This window comes from uncultured Pseudoalteromonas sp. (genome assembly GCF_963922945.1).
GTDB lineage: Bacteria > Pseudomonadota > Gammaproteobacteria > Enterobacterales > Alteromonadaceae > Pseudoalteromonas.
In genome coordinates this window covers 1-16264 of sequence record NZ_CAWUKC010000013.1, presented here as the reverse complement: position 1 = coordinate 16264, position 16264 = coordinate 1, and the positions used below count along the sequence as shown (strand labels likewise).

11 protein-coding genes are annotated in these 16264 nt (G+C 41.1%); 6 read left to right on the top strand and 5 right to left on the bottom strand.

The window, feature by feature from the left end:
• Positions 1 to 13: 13 nt before the first annotated feature.
• Positions 14 to 3100 (top strand): diguanylate cyclase, encoded by a 3087-nt coding sequence (locus AABI99_RS04770; protein WP_338363925.1) that lies wholly within the window; start codon positions 14 to 16, stop codon positions 3098 to 3100.
• 51 nt (positions 3101 to 3151) lie between these two features.
• On the opposite strand, the gene AABI99_RS04765 is transcribed toward AABI99_RS04770, so the two are convergent.
• The 4 genes from AABI99_RS04765 to xseB form a co-directional block, all read right to left on the bottom strand.
• Complete coding sequence (locus AABI99_RS04765) at positions 3152 to 5263, bottom strand: hypothetical protein (protein ID WP_338363996.1); 2112 nt, start codon at positions 5261 to 5263, stop codon at positions 3152 to 3154.
• A gap of 184 nt (positions 5264 to 5447) precedes the next feature.
• A complete protein-coding gene (gene dxs, locus AABI99_RS04760; protein ID WP_338363923.1) occupies positions 5448 to 7310 on the bottom strand; it encodes a 1-deoxy-D-xylulose-5-phosphate synthase in 1863 nt (620 codons plus the stop codon).
• 102 nt (positions 7311 to 7412) lie between these two features.
• Positions 7413 to 8300: a (2E,6E)-farnesyl diphosphate synthase gene (gene ispA / locus AABI99_RS04755; protein ID WP_338363922.1), complete on the bottom strand. Its 888-nt coding sequence runs from the start codon at positions 8298 to 8300 to the stop codon at positions 7413 to 7415.
• A gap of 2 nt (positions 8301 to 8302) precedes the next feature.
• A complete protein-coding gene (xseB, locus tag AABI99_RS04750) occupies positions 8303 to 8545 on the bottom strand; it encodes an exodeoxyribonuclease VII small subunit (RefSeq protein WP_338363920.1) in 243 nt (80 codons plus the stop codon).
• Positions 8546 to 8861: 316 nt separating this feature from the next.
• Between xseB and pomA the strand changes: the two genes are divergently transcribed.
• The 4 genes from pomA (at position 8862) to AABI99_RS04730 (ending at position 13420) form a co-directional block, all read left to right on the top strand.
• Positions 8862 to 9629, top strand: a complete 768-nt coding sequence (pomA, locus tag AABI99_RS04745) for a flagellar motor protein PomA (RefSeq protein WP_338363918.1) — start codon at positions 8862 to 8864, stop codon at positions 9627 to 9629.
• A 2-nt stretch (positions 9630 to 9631) separates the two neighbouring features.
• On the top strand, positions 9632 to 10552 hold the full coding sequence (locus tag AABI99_RS04740) for a flagellar motor protein MotB (protein ID WP_004586875.1): 921 nt from the start codon (positions 9632 to 9634) through the stop codon (positions 10550 to 10552).
• Between the two features lie 213 nt (positions 10553 to 10765).
• Positions 10766 to 11254, top strand: a complete 489-nt coding sequence (locus AABI99_RS04735) for a hypothetical protein (RefSeq protein WP_338363904.1) — start codon at positions 10766 to 10768, stop codon at positions 11252 to 11254.
• Positions 11255 to 11479: 225 nt separating this feature from the next.
• Positions 11480 to 13420: a DNA topoisomerase III gene (locus AABI99_RS04730; protein ID WP_338363902.1), complete on the top strand. Its 1941-nt coding sequence runs from the start codon at positions 11480 to 11482 to the stop codon at positions 13418 to 13420.
• 22 nt (positions 13421 to 13442) lie between these two features.
• Here AABI99_RS04730 and AABI99_RS04725 read toward each other — a convergent pair whose 3' ends face one another.
• On the bottom strand, positions 13443 to 14756 hold the full coding sequence (locus AABI99_RS04725; protein ID WP_338363900.1) for an amidohydrolase: 1314 nt from the start codon (positions 14754 to 14756) through the stop codon (positions 13443 to 13445).
• Between the two features lie 94 nt (positions 14757 to 14850).
• On the opposite strand from AABI99_RS04725, the gene AABI99_RS04720 reads away from it, so the two are divergent.
• Positions 14851 to 15708: a tetratricopeptide repeat protein gene (locus tag AABI99_RS04720; protein WP_338363898.1), complete on the top strand. Its 858-nt coding sequence runs from the start codon at positions 14851 to 14853 to the stop codon at positions 15706 to 15708.
• Positions 15709 to 16264: the final 556 nt, after the last annotated feature.

Sequence of the window (16264 nt, the reverse complement as noted above, 5' to 3'; positions counted from 1 at the left end):
AGGTGGCAGCGAAATGATGCGATTTTTACTGGTATGTGTACTTATGCTGTGTGCCATGCCAAGTTGGGCTTCTATTACTGATTACGTTGTTAAGCAATGGAATATTAAAGATGGCTTGCCCTCACAATCGCTTAAAAGCGTTGTACAAGACCAACAAGGTTATATGTGGGTTGGAACGCAATTTGGCCTTAGCCGTTTTGACGGTACAACCTTCACTAATTACAACACACAAAACAGTCCCTTTTTACCAAGCAATGGTATTAATAAGCTGCTCATAGATAGTAACGGCTATCTATGGGTGGGTACCAAAAGTGGCTTAGTGGTCATAAACCCGCAAACGCTTGCCGCACAAGAGTTTAATATTAAAGGCCCCGTTAGAGATATATTAGAAGATGCTAAAGGCGGTATTTGGATTGCAGCCAATGGTCTTTACTATGTAGACCGCAATCAAGTTGATTTACGCGATAAGGCACTTGGGCTGGTACCTATTGTTAATGCGACTGTAATCACTCAGATAGTAGGATCGGTAAGTCAAATGGCGCTCTCAGCAGAGGGGATTTGGCTTGTAAACGATCGCCACTTATTACGCTTAACTAAAAGCGCCTCTGATTTTTCAAAACTCAGGTTGGAGTTAACCGCTAAGGTGTCACTACCTGAGCGCCTTGCGCAAACCATAGTGCATGATCTGTCTTTTTTAAATGGTAACTTATATTTAGCTTCTGAGCTGGGAGCTTACTTTTTAGACTTAGACGATGAACTCAGACCGTTCCCTTTACCTAATGCAAATAACTCTGCCGTGTACAAATTTATGAGCGACACCAATGGTGGCTTGTGGGTTTCTACGTACGGGCGACTGTTGTTTAGGGCAAAGTCGGGCGAGTGGCAATGGGTGGAGCCAAGCCAGCTAGATCAGAGTATTTGGTTTGCCGATATTTACCGTGATAGCCAAAACAATATTTGGCTTGCAAGTTTTAGTGAAGGCTTATGGCTTGCCCACGAAGGGCGTATTGAACGTCACTCTGCTTTATCACAAATGACTGAGGCCGTAATGGCAATCAGCCAAGCACCCGATGGTAATTTATGGGTGGCGAACAAAAGTGGTATTGGTTATTTCGATTTAAATAAAAACTTTGTTAATAAAATCCCCAGTGCGCAATTTGGCCGTGCAACTGTACACGACCTACAGTTTGATGGCTCGCGCTTATATATAGCAACTGGTCGAGGGCTGTTTTTTTACGAGCAAGATAAATTATACAGTTTCCCAGGCAGAGCGCTGCGCGACAACCCGGTATTTGCTATTAGCCCATCAAGCAAAGGGGGCTTTTGGATAGGCACTGGGCGTGGCTTATATAGGCTGAGTTATGGCGGGTTAACCCCTTTTGCATACAATGCTTTTTTAGGCAGTAAATTTATAACCTATGTGCTTGATAAAGCAAATTTTGGCGTAATTGGTACCAGTAAAGGAGCCTATTACTTTACCGATCGTGGAATTGAAAAAATAGGCGACCAAACCTCGCTTGAAAGTGCATACATCACCAGCGTATTACATATAGACGGTGTAGGTATTTTAATTGGCTCACTCAACGATGGCCTATTTTACAGAAGCTTACAAGGACATTGGCGACAATTAGATGCAGCCAATGGTTTACCCTATGGGTCTATTTTTAGCCTTGAGTACGACGAGACGTACAAGCGAGTGTGGGTAAGTACCATGAAAGGGGTTTACCGCATGCCTGTTGCGCAATTTAAAGGCGAGGTGTCGAGCTTAAAAGTGGAAGAGGTGATTTCTTCTTTTGATAGGCAACTAGATGGTAAAGCAAGTCAGTGTTGTAACGGTTTAGGTCATGATGCTGTTGCCATGACTGATTACTCAATTTGGTACCCAAGTTTACAAGGTATTGTTGAAATACCAAAAAACACTGAGCTTTTTGGCTTAAATGCCTTAAAACCTAAAATAGAAACACTGACCACACCACTACGTGCTTTAACGACTGCTGCACTGGGTGAAAAACCTTTATTAAATACTGATGAGCGCGACATAACGCTAAAATACACCGCAATTGATTATTACGCGCCAAATAGTATTGAGTTTAGGTATAAATTAAGTGGTTTAGACAGCGACTGGCGCTATGCAAATGCACGCCGAGAAGCCATATATACCAATTTACCCGCAGGGTCGTTTTTATTTGAACTTGAGGCAAAACGCCAAGGCGAAGATTGGGACCGAGCAAAAACCGCTGAGTACGCCTTTGTGGTGCCACAACGCTTTGACGAAACTATTTACTTTAGGCTGCTCATAGTGAGTGGGTTTATTTTATTGTTTTACTTTATTTTTTGGGTATTTAGGGCACAAGAGCGCCGAAAGCAAGAAATACTAGAAGGCTTAGTTACAGAGCGTACCTTAGAGCTGCGCCAAGCGAATGATAAATTAGGCCAAGTAAACTCTCAGCTTAAACTAGTTAGTCACTCAGATGAGCTTACAGGGCTGCGTAGCCGTCGCTTTTTGTTTGATCAACTCCCTAAAGATATCGAGCACTTCCAACGTAATGCGCAGTCTTTACAAGCGCAAGGTAAGTCGCTTGTACTGCTTATTATTAACTTTGATAACTTTAGCCGTATAAACGATGCCTATGGTCCAATAGCAGGTGATAGCTGTTTACAACAAATGGCGGCGCTGCTTAATTCACGGACTCAAGGCTCTGACTATGTGGCACGCTGGAGTGGGGATGAGTTTTTATTATTGCTGCGCGATTTTAAGTGCAACATGATTGACAGCTATGCCTCTGATTTATGTCAAGCTATTGCATTAAACTCGTTTCAATTACCAAACGGTAAAACAACCAATATTACTGCGTCATTGGGGTGGTCTTTTTACCCACTGCCACTTTTAGGCGGGCAAGTAATAAGCTGGGAAACATCAATAAACTTAGCCGATATAGCGCTTCACCAGGTTAAAAAGCGCGGTGGTGATGGCGTCGCTAATATTACATTTGATAAACAATTAGATGCGTTTGAATTTGAACAAAACTCAAATGTTGATCAGCAGCTAGGTATTTTACAAAGTAATGGCTTAGCCGATATTAAGGTGTGGATGCGATAATGCCTAACCTACATATCCAGGCTAGGCATGGTTGAGGGTAACGCTATTTAGCTACTCGTTTAGCCAAGCTGGTAAAATGGCAACTGACTCAGGAGCAGTAAAATCAGTAGTTGCATCGGCGCTAATATCACCGCCGGCAGTACTTAAAATATTGTTAAAACGCATGACAACATTATTCGATTTTTCAGCTACGTATAAATCGCTACCGCTGTACATAATATCAACAGGGTTACCTAACATAGTTGCAGGGCCGCTAATTGTCGCGCTTATATTTACCAAGCCTGATGCAGTGGCTGTATTATTTAATACGTAAATTTTACCATCGTCGGCGACGGCCGCACTTCCCACATCAGAAAGCATTAACGCGCCGCTCAATGAGTCGTAATCTATTCCATGAATATTAGTAGGCGCCGCGACTGCTTCACCATTGTTTGCAGGAGTAATTAGCCTGTCTTCTGTACTTATGCTGGTTTCACCACTTAAAAGTTTGCTCTTCACCTGGTCAAATACAGCAACCGTACCATTGGTTAAAGCCACAAAAGCGCGGTCGGTTTTACTATCGTAATCTACATCCCATGGGCGAGCATTATTAGCAAAAGTTAAACTCATAAGTGGACTGGCATTACCCGTTGTACAGGTAGAAAATATAGCAATACTTGGCGTGTTTTCGTTATTTTCGGCAACAAATATCATGCCGCTGTCTGAGGCTATATCAAGACCTTTTGGCGATACTAAACCAGTGTTAGCACCCGTTATGATGCTATCTTGGTTAGTATTATAGGTTTGCCCGTCTCGGGTAATTGCTACTTTAGTGGAAATTACAATTCCTCCCATTCCTGTGCTGGCGTTATCAAAGGTTGTATAGCTATTGCCTGCTTTATCAAAGCTAACGCTTTCGATAGTTTGGTTTGCGTTATAGCTAGCCAGTTCAGTATTGAGCGAAGTATTAAAGCGGCTTATTTGGCCTGTTGTATCGCCTGGGGAACTTGGGTTACTTGATACAGCTACACCAAGTAGCGCCATATTAGGCTCAGTACTATCTGATATATCAGCCATTGAGCTTTGAGTTAGCGTGTTAGTAATTGACTCTGGCTTAGTAGATGCAGTACTTAAATCGGGCGCTATATCGCCACTTTCACCGGCAAATATATTACTAAACACTAAAATTGCGTCGTTTGATTTTTCAGCCACACGTAAATCGCTACCCTCAAGGGTAATATCTACAGGGTTGCCTAGCATAGTCGCAGGGCCAGAAATACTGCGTGCAACAGATGTATTACCTTGCGCAGTTGAGGCATTATTAATAACAAAAAGCGCGCCATCGGTAGCATCTGATGCGCTACCAACATCCGATAAGATAAGTTTATTGGTGGTTTCATCATAAACAATGCCGTGAATATTTACCGATATTTGCACACCATCGGCATCGCTTGGTGTAATAGTACGACTTGGCATAGCGGTAAATTCACCGCTTACAAAATTATCATAAACCGCGACATCACCGTTGGTAAGTGCTACATAAAGTCGGTCGTTTACGTGGTCATAATCAACATCCCACGGGGCGGCTTCGGTAACAGTGGTAGCAAGCGGCGCGGCATCTCCCGCTGCAGCACTGCCAAATGTGGTAATTTGCATGGCACCAAAATCAGCTATAAATATCAGCCCGCTATTTTTTGCAATCGCTATGCCCTTAGGATTAACCAGTGTAGTGGCAGGGCCTGTAATTTCACGGTCTTGATTAGTACTAAAGGTTGCACCATCATCGCGATTGGCAAGTTGGCATATAGTTTTAATGCTACTATTTTCGCTGTCGCTTGCTTGTATTAAATTACCGAGGCTATCAAAGGCTACGCCTTCATTTGCAGTGGTATTAAAGGTTTTTAATTTAGCAGCGTTCTGGTTTATTAAATCAACAGTGCCTGCGTTTTGCTCGCCGTTATTAGCTAAAATAAACGTGGCAGCACTAAAGCCGGGGTTACCGTTTGTGCCATCGTTTCCATCTTGACCATCTGCTCCCGGCGTACCGGCTAAACCGTTTTCTCCATCATCACCGCTACACCCTGAAATACCAAGTACTATCCCAAGCGCTAATGCTGAAAAACAAAGGGGGCGTTTTAGTGAACTGTTTTGTGCATGAAGGTGAGTTAAATTAGCTTTTTTCATCATTTTTACCTTTTAATATTCCATCAAATGAAAGTAAATAACGTGCCTGCTTATACTCCTCAGTACGTACTATTTACTGTGTTAACCTCATAGGGGTAACGCGTAGAAATACACATTGGATGCAAAAATTTAAAAATAAAAAAGGAGCCATCAGGCTCCCTTTAAAAATTAGCTAGCAAAATAATTAAGCGATAAACGATTTTATTGAATTTAAAATGCCTTGTTCGCCTAAGCCCATTTCATCGTGCATTTGCGCTTGTGTGCCGTGCTTAATAAATTCATCAGGGATACCTAAGTTAAGTACCTTTAGGTTGGCTTTTTGCGCTGCTAAATATTCATTAACAGCTGAGCCTGCGCCACCAGAAATAGCATTATCCTCTAAAGTAACAATTACATCGTGGCTTTGAGCAAGCTCATCTAAAAGGCCTGTATCAAGCGGTTTAACAAAGCGCATATTAACAAGCGTTGCACCTAGCTCATTTGCAGCAAGCTGCGCGTTTTCAAGCAATGTACCAAACGATAAAATAGCAATTTTAGTACCTTGCTTAATCGTTTTGGCTTTACCGATTTCTAGCAGTTGCATGTCGTTTTCAATGTCAGCGTTACCGGCACTACCTCGCGGGTAGCGAACGGCCACTGGGCAGTTTGCTTTATAACCAGTATAAAGCATATGACGGCACTCATTGGTATCACTAGGGGCCATAATAACCATGTTAGGAATACAGCGCATAAAGCTTAAATCGTACGCACCTTGGTGTGTTTCTCCGTCTGCACCAACAATACCCGCGCGGTCTATAGCAAACAATACGGGTAAGTTTTGCAGCGCAACATCGTGAATAAGTTGATCATACGCACGTTGTAAAAAGCTCGAGTAAATAGCGACAACGGGCTTTAAACCTTCACAGGCAAAACCGGCGGCCAATGTGACAGCGTGCTGCTCTGCTATAGCGACATCGAAATACTGTTCTGGATGCTCTTTTGAAAAACGCACCATGCCTGAGCCTTCGCGCATTGCCGGTGTAATGGCCATTAATTTTTTATCTTGTTCGGCCATATCGCATAGCCAATCGCCAAACACTTCAGAGAAAGTTGCGGCACCTGGTTTAGACTTAGGTAGGCTTGATGTATTAGGGTCAAACTTTGGCACACCATGATAGCCAATGGGATCAGCTTCTGCAGGTTTGTAGCCTTTTCCTTTTTGAGTTTTTATATGTAAAAGCTGAGGGCCTTTTAAATTGCGCATATTACGAAGCGTGTCTACGAGCATATTTACATCGTGGCCATCAATTGGGCCAATGTAATTAAGACCTAGTTCTTCAAAAAAGGTACCTGGAATAACCATTCCTTTTAGGTGCTCTTCTACTTTACTGGCAAGCTCCTTAACCGGAGGCACGCCAGAAAGAAGCTTTTTACTGCCTTCGCGAATATTTGTGTAAAAGCTGCCAGATAAAATACGTGCAAAGTGATTGGTTAATGCACCGACGTTTTCAGAAATCGACATTTCGTTATCATTTAAAATGATTAACATGTCTGATTTTACATCACCTAAATGATTCATAGCTTCAAAAGCCATGCCTGCCGTTATTGCGCCATCACCTATTACAGCAACCGTTTTACGGCCTTTACCTTCTTTTTCAGCAGCAATAGACATGCCTAGTGCTGCTGAAATAGAGGTACTTGAGTGACCAACACTAAAGGTGTCGTATTGGCTTTCTTCACGAAATGGGAACGGGTGTAATCCGTCTTTTTGACGAATTGTATGCATTAGATCGCGACGACCCGTTAAAATTTTATGCGGGTACGCTTGATGACCTACATCCCATACAAGGCGATCTTCTGGTGTGTTATACACATAATGTAAAGCAACGGTAAGCTCAACAGTTCCTAAACCAGACGCTAAATGGCCGCTACTTTGCGAAACTGAGTTGAGTAAATAGTCTCGTAACTCGTTGCTAAACGCAGGGAGTTTATCTTGCGCAATATCGCGTAAGTGGGCGGGTTCGTCAACCAAGTTAAGTAATGGATACTTGCTACTATCAAGTGTCATGGTATTTATTTTATCCTTCGCTAACACCAGTACTAACTAATAAGTGTTTACCGGTGTTGAGTAATAATGTCAGTGCTAAATGGCAATACGGTTGTGTAACACTTAATGGTCACGTTTAATCAGGTAGTCTGCCAGCGCCGCTAGAACAGAGGTATCCGCATCTATTTTGTTTAATGCTTGATGCGCTTGCTCTATTAAATTTTGCGCCATCTGTTTGGCTCCTAGCATGCCTAATAGGGCCGGATAAGTTGCTTTATTAGCCTCTAAATCAGAACCTTGTGGTTTACCTAAAGTAAGAGTGTCGCCCTCAACATCTAAAATGTCGTCGTGCACTTGAAATGCCAGCCCTATAGCATACCCAAAAACACTTAAGTTTTCTAAGGTTTGTTTATCTGCTTTTTCACTACACAGTGCACCGAGTGTAATAGCACAATTGATTAAAGCACCCGTTTTTAGTTTATGGATTCTCTCAAGCTGTTGTACTGTAATCACTTTATCAGTTGCTGCAATATCTAGCCCTTGTCCGCCGACCATGCCTGCAAGCCCTGATGCTTTGGCCAGTGCGCTGATCATTTTTACTTGTGTTGATGTGCTACACGTAAAACTATGGGACGAAATAAGCTCAAAGGCTAGTGTTTGTAATGCATCGCCCGCTAAAATTGCATGTGCATCGCCAAACTCTATATGGCACGTTGGGCGGCCACGACGAAGGTCATCGTCGTCCATAGCAGGCAAATCATCGTGCACCAACGAGTAGCTATGAATACACTCAATTGCAGCAGCTAGAATGTCTAAATCGTGCTTATTAGCACCAAGCATCTCACCACTAGCGTAGACTAAAAAAGGGCGTAAACGCTTACCACCATTAAATAAACCATACTGCGTGGCTTCTTTTACTGTGTGTTCAGTATCAAGGGGTTGTTTAAAGTACTGTTGCAGAGTTTTAACTACATCTTGTTGAGCACATTCTATTTTTTTTTGTATGCTCACAATTATTCCATATCATTGTTAAAGGGAGTCAGGGCTGCTTTATCGTCATTCCCCATTAAAATAGACACTTTTTGCTCTGCTTGTTGTAATTTACCCGTCGAGGCATTGGCTAAAGCTATACCACGCTCAAATTGCTTTAACGACTGCTCTAACGATAACTCACCTTGCTCCATATCACCGACAATGGTTGATAATTCTTCGAGTGCTTGTTCAAAACTTAGGTTTTCAGGTTTTTTAGTCGCCATGTTTAATTTCAGTCAGCATGATAAATTTAGGAGCCAATTTTAGGGGGAATGCTAAACTAGGTCAAAGGATGATCGCGGTTTTTTGAGTTATATCAGTTTAAATCGTACTTTTACCACGTTTAAGATGCGTATTAACGCTTACTGTGTACAATAAAAGTTAAACAGTCGCTAGGCGAGTAAGGTATCTTGATCTAAAATTAGCGCAAACATAGTGTTTTGCACTTTTTTCAAAAATGGCTTAAGTATTTCAGTACCTTGCCGATAAGCAGTTAATAATAAAAGTTTGAATAACAAAGTATAATACTTTGGAGGAAATGTGGATTTAGCAACCATAATTGGGATCCTTGGCGCAATTGGTTTAATTGTCATGTCCATGTTTATGAGTAGTAGCGGCGAAATGGGTATGTTTGCCGACGCACCTTCTAGTGTAATTGTATTTGGTGGCTCGCTATTTATAGTGTTATCCAACTTTACTCTGTCTCAGTTTTTGGGCATAGGTAAAGTGGTTGGTAAAGCATTTATGTTCAAAATAGAATCCCCAGAAGAGCTTATCGAAAAAGCAGTTGAGCTTGCTGATTCAGCTCGTAAGGGGGGATTTTTAGCCCTCGAAGAAGCCGAAATACCCAACCCATTTATGCGCAAAGGTGTCGATATGCTCGTTGATGGTCACGATGCTGATGTTGTGCGCGCTACACTGCAAAAAGATATTTCTTTAACAACTTCGCGCCATGAACTTGGGGCAAGCTTATTTAAGTCGCTTGCTGATATTGCTCCTGCAATGGGTATGATAGGAACGTTAATAGGCTTAGTTGCTATGTTATCTAACATGGATGACCCAAAAGCCATAGGCCCCGCAATGGCGGTGGCATTATTAACGACTTTATATGGTGCATTTTTAGCAAATGTTGTGGCTATTCCTATTCAGGTAAAACTGGAGCTTCGTAAGGACGAAGAGGCGATGAATCAGCGTTTAATATTGGATGCTATCTTGGGTATTCAAGATGGCCAAAACCCGAAAGTAATCGAAGGTATATTGAAGAACTACCTTGCTGAGTCTAAGCGCAAAGTAGATACCGAGGAGTAACCATGTCTGATCAAGAGTGCAAATGCCCACCACCAGGTCTGCCTGCTTGGATGGGAACATTTGCCGACTTAATGTCGTTGTTAATGTGCTTTTTTGTACTTTTGCTTGCGTTTTCAGAAATGGATGTACTTAAGTTTAAGCAAATAGCAGGCTCGATGAAGTTTGCTTTTGGTGTGCAAAACAAAATAGAAGTTAAAGATATTCCAAAAGGAACCTCTGTTATTGCCATGGAATTTACCCCAGGCAAACCAGAACCAACTCCGATTGAAACCATTCAGCAGCAAACCGTAGAAATGACGCAACAAATGCTTGAGTTTCAAGCGGGCGATGAAAGCTCCGCTGGCGGTCGTCAAGAACAGCGCGGCGATAAACGTGGTGGTGAGTCACGTAGCACATCGCAGCAGCAATCCTCAGAGCAAGCAACCTCAGCCGCCGATCAAGAACAAACGAACGAGCTAGTGAAAAAAATAGCACAGCAGCTCGAAAAACAAATTATCGACGGTGCCATCGAACTTGAGTCTTTAGGGCAGCAAATTATTATTCGTATCCGTGAAAATGGCTCATTTCCCTCTGGCAGTGCATTTTTACAGCCTAAGTTTAAGCCTATAATTCAAGATATAGGTGAGTTATTAAAAGATGTACCTGGTGAAATTACGGTATCGGGTCATACGGATGATTTTCAGGTTTCAAACGAGTTATACATTAATAACTGGGATTTATCGTCAAAGCGAGCGGTTGCAGTAGCAAGCGAACTACAAACGGTACAAGGGTTTGATAAAAACCGCATGATGGTAGTAGGGCGCGCCGATACACGTCCGCTTGTGCCAAACGATTCTAACGAAGATAGACGCAGAAACCGCCGAGTAGAAATATCAATTTTACAAGGTAAAGCCAAAGAGTCAGACCCTATTGATGTACGCTAGGTTATTGCCTAGCGTTATACTTTATTAAATTAGTTTCATTTTAAGGTACTTTATCCCCCTAAGTATCTTGGCAATCTCATCATTTTAGCTTACAGTACATTTCCTTAACATATGTAATGGATGCGCTGTGGAAGTTATAATTAAATATTGTGATATGCCAGGTAATGGTGATGGTACCGACGATGATACAAAAGAAAAATAAGGTAAAACATTTTGCCAGATTGGTTTTTGTATTTCGTCAGTATTTTAAGTAAAAGCTGGGTCTTTATGCTAAGCCCGGCTCTTTTAATATTTTTTATATTTAAAGATTACTTAGCCTTTAGATTTGCATTACTGACCGCCGCTTTTTTCTTCTTTGGGGGGATAACAGCCTCTAGCTTGAGAGAGTTTGACGATATTTATATCTATCGTTATTTAGTATGGGCGGCTACCGATATTATATGGATGGCATTAATAGCTTATTGGGGAATAAAAGATAAAGTTTATTTATGGCAATGCGTTATTGGTCAGTTAGTGGTTATTGGCGCACCTATATTACAATTATTTAGATTAGTTGACCGACACCTTTGGGATTTAGCGTACAGCACCATTATTTACAAAACGTTAATGCCTTTTATCAACATTGGCACCGTCATTGTGTGTTATTTACCTTTAATTATGCTTTTCGCTAAAAAAAGTAATGCCAATCGCATAAGTAAGTGATCTATTTTGAGGATGGATAAACGTGTTGATAGCAAGGCAAGAAATTCGCTATTTAGTTGTTCTAAATGAGAATTTTTTAACGCAGATAGCGACACGTTTAGCCCCGCAAAATGATTAGATATTATTGCGGATTGGTATAATACCCCCTCAGAAATAGAAAGCGCTCCACCTTCTAAATAGCTGTGCTAAACTACTGTTCATATAAACAGTTAATGAGCAACTCCCATGAAACTCTATATCGCAGAAAAGCCATCACTTGGCAGAGCTATTGCTGATGCATTGCCAAAACCTCATAAAAAACACGATGGTTATATAGAAGTGGCTAATGGTGACTGTGTCTCGTGGTGTATAGGGCACTTACTTGAGCAAGCTGAACCTGATGATTATGATGCGCGTTTTAAAAAGTGGCAATTTGAACACCTTCCCATAGTACCAGAGCAATGGCAGCTCAAGGCAAAAACGAAAACACGCAAACAGTTAACGGTATTAAAAAAGCTAATTAAGCAGGCATCAATACTAGTGCATGCTGGCGATCCCGATCGCGAGGGTCAACTTTTGGTAGATGAAGTCATAGAGCAAGCCAAAATAAGTAAAACTAAAAAGCAAAGTATTCAACGTTTACTTATAAGTGATTTAAATTTAGCGGCAGTAAAAAAAGCGCTTACTACTATGCGCTCAAACCGTGAATTTATTCCGCTTAGTGTCTCGGCGCTTGCGCGTTCTCGTGCTGATTGGTTATTTGGTATGAACCTTACACGTGCATATACGCTGGCGGGGCAAAAAGCTGGCTTTGGTAATGTATTGTCGGTGGGCCGGGTACAAACACCAATTTTAGGTTTAGTGGTTAATCGCGATAACGAAATAGCTAACTTTGTGTCTAAACCATTTTACGAAGTGTTGGCGCATTTATTAACTCCCGAGCAGCAAAGCTTTGTGGCCAAGTGGGTACCAAGCAAAGCCTGCGAGCCTTACCAAGATGAAGAAGGGCGTGTATTAAATAAAGCACTCGCTGAAAATGTTGCCTCGCGTATAGCTAATCAACCAGGTGAGGTTACCGCGCTTGAACAAAAACAAAAAAAACAAAGCGCGCCACTGCCTTACAATTTATCAGCACTGCAAATAGATGCAGCAAAGGCATTGGGTATGGCTGCTCAGCAAGTACTCGATATTTGCCAAACGCTCTATGAGCGCCATAAGTTAATTACTTATCCTCGTTCAGATAACCGTTATTTACCTGAAGAGCATCATTTAGATGCGCTTGCAATTTTAAAAGCAATTGCAGCTAATGGCGGTCAAAATACTGAGTTTGTAAATGGGGCCGACGCTAAAAAACGCAGCAAATGTTTTAACGATACAAAAGTGGCTGCGCATCATGCAATCGTGCCTACCGCCAAACAATTAAAAATAGCGACTTTAGCGCCTGATGAGGCAAAAGTGTATCAACTTATTTGTAGGCATTACCTAATCCAGTTTTACCCCGATTACATATATAACGAAACCAAGGTAGAGATAATAATTGCGGGAGGTTTATTTAAAGCCAACGCAAAGCAAGATGTAAGCTTAGGGTTTAAGGTAATAATGGGTAAAGCCGAGCTAAAGGGTGAAGTAACCTTGCCTCATTTAACAAAAGGCATGGCGCTTAACTGCACTAAAGGTGAAGTGGTAGAAAAACACACTACGCCCCCGTCTCATTTTACAGATGCAACATTGCTCAGTGCCATGACCGGCATTAGTCGTTATGTAAAAGACCCTCAAATTAAAAAAATACTCAAAGAAACCGATGGGTTAGGAACTGAGGCAACTCGCGCAGGCATTATTGAATTATTATTTAGGCGTCGTTTTTTAAAACGCGAAGGTAAATCAATTAAAGCAACACAAACTGGCTTGGCACTTATTAGTGTTTTACCAGAGGGCTTAGCTAGCCCCGATTTGACTGCTAAATGGGAGGCCAGTTTAGGCAACATTGCTCAACAAGCAATGAGTTACCAACAATTTTTACAACCACTGTTGGTGGAACTTGAAGGTTTTGTACAGCAGGCAGCTAGTTGTGATAGCCATGTATTTTCAAAGCTACCTAAAACACCGCCTAAAAAGCGCTTTGCTAAGCGTGCTAAAAAAGCACCCTTTAAAAAATCAAACTATAAAAAGAGCTCAGCAACTACTTAATTGCTGAGCTTTCAAATACGGCTTATTTATTATTAAATAACGCGACTGCAGCGTTACTCATAGCTTTTATACCGGTCGGTAATGCTACTTTATAATCTGGCGCAAATTTACTTGAGTGTAATGAAGGAAGTGTTTGGTTACTTTTCATCGCATCTGTATATTGCTGCTGATTTACTCCACCTAACCAAAATAACGTAATAGGAATGTTTTCGTCAGTTCTACCGTACAGTCCAAAATCTTCACCAGCCATAACCGCTTTTGTTTCAAGTACATTGGTTGCGCCAATGGCATCAGCGATAGCACGTCTAACAATATTTGTTTGCTCTGGGTTGTTGTAAGTAGCTGGAATTGACTCATCTTCATGAACTTGAACAACAGGGTAGTGTGACTGACTAAGGCCAGCACTTTGAGCAATACCGGCTGTAATACGTTTTATTGCAGCTATTTGCGCCTCACGTACCTCTGGATTATAGCTTCTAAGCGTAAGCTGAAGTTTTACTTCATCGGAAATGACATTATGCTTTGAGCCACCATGAATAGAGCCCACAGTTACAACTGAAGGTTCAAGTGGAGAAAGCTCGCGGCTAGTGATTGTTTGTAATGCTAATACCGTACGCGCCGCAATAACGACTGGATCTACAGTAGTGTGCGGGTAGGCGCCGTGTCCGCCTTTACCTTTTATAGTTATATCTACCGAATCAACACTTGCCATGGTGTATTCATTTTTCATTGATACCTTACCTGCAGGTACGCTGGCGCTTACATGCAGCGCAATAACATGATCAGGCTTAGCATATTTACTAAATAAGCCTTCACTTAACATGGCTTTTGCTCCACCGCCCACTTCTTCTGCAGGTTGAGCAACCATCATTAACGTTCCTTGCCACTCTTTTTTATGGGCAATAAGTTGCTCAGCAGTACCAATAAAAGAACTCATATGTATATCGTGGCCACAGCCATGCATCACTCCTACTTTATTCCCATCGTCATTAATAACTTGTACTTTAGATGCATAAGGTTTACCGGTTTGCTCTGTGATTGGTAGGCCATCAGTATCAGTACGAATCATTATTGTAGGGCCGGTGCCATTCTTATAAATTCCTACCACACCATAACCGCCCACATTATCTGTTACATCAAACCCAAGTTGTATTAATTGCGATGCTATTTTTTGGCCAGTTTCTTGTTCATTATATGAAAGCTCTGGAGATTGATGTAAGTCGAGGTAAAACTTTTCTATAGCTGGCATACTCTTAGTTAAATCTAAGTTTAGTGACTTAGCGTAACTAAATGGGCTTGTTATCATAAATGCTGCAGCTAGATAGGTAATTTTCATGTTTTCCCTCATTATTTGAAAGTATTTACTACTTGTATTTATTATGTTCGTCTCCATATAAAAACCTAAATAAATGAATATGGCAATTAATTCAATGAGCAACCTAGTTAGTATCAACGCACAAAACCTTCAGCAAGTACTCGGTGAAACATCACAACAAAAGTTGGTGCTGCTTAACTTCCACTCGCCACAAAGCCCAGAGTGTATTAGCCAAATCGGTATATTAGAAAATTTAGCGGCGCAATATAAAGATTATATTGTAGTGGCTAACCTTGATTGTGATACAGAACAAGCACTCGCTTCGCAATTGGCGCAACAGGTTGGCCTACAAACTTTACCTACATTGGTGTTGTTAAAAGATTCAGCGCCAGTAGATTTATTAGCAGGCGTGCAAACAGATGCACAAATTCGTGAAGCCCTGAGCAAGCATTTACCTGCGCAGCAAGACCTACTTCTTGAGCAAGCAAAACAAGCATTAATAAAGTCAGATCTTAATGCAGCATTTAACTACGCTAAACAAGCCTATGAAATTGATAATAAGAACGCACGAATCAAACTAGTATTAGCAGACATATGTATCCAAATTCATAAGCTAGATGATGCCCAAGCACTTATTGATACAATTGACGCCCAAGAGCAAGATGCTTATTTTCACAATATCAAAGCAAAATGCGAAGCAGCCTTAGAAGCTACCGACTCGCCAGAGATAAAAGAAAAGCAGTCTCAAGTAGAAAAATACCCAAATGACTTAGACCTAAAAATAGAGCTAAGCCAATTACTAAATGATGCAGGGCGAAAAGAAGAAGCTCTCGAAACACTGTTCAGTGTACTTAAAAAGGATCTTAACTTTAATGACGCTAAAGCAAGCTTCTTAGCAATTATTGCTTCTCTTCCAGATGGAGATACACTTGCAGCTAAATACAGAAGAAAGCTTTATAGTATTTTGTATTAATACGCGCAGTAAATAAATTAACTTTAAAGCACCTTATGGGTGCTTTTTGCGTTTTATACATCGTTATATTTAAAATAATCTAGGCTTCATATATAGGCTTAGCGTGTTTTTTGTACTGTTTTTGGCGGTTTCGAGTGAAAAGTACACGAAAGAGGTTTTATTTATAGTTTTTATTAAAAAAAACTTGCGTAAAAATTCGTTCTCCCTATAATGCGACCCCACTGAGACGGCAGAGCAAGCAACGCATAGCGAGGCACGAGCTACTCAGTGAGTCGAGTAAAACTTAATTTAGAAAAATTTAAACTTTCTCAAAATTAAGTGTTGACAAAAAAATAGGAAAGCGTAACATGCGCAGCCCTAGCGAGATAAAGCAAGCGCTTTAATCGCAACGTTCTTTAACAATATAAAGCAATCATCTGTGTGGGCACTCGTACAGATTGAGTTCTAACAGCCAAGCTTAGTTTACTAAGTGAGGCAAACAAATTTAGAGTCTCAATTGAACTGAGTGACCAACAGAATAATTACTTAGGTAGTTATTCAGCACAGTCAATTCAAT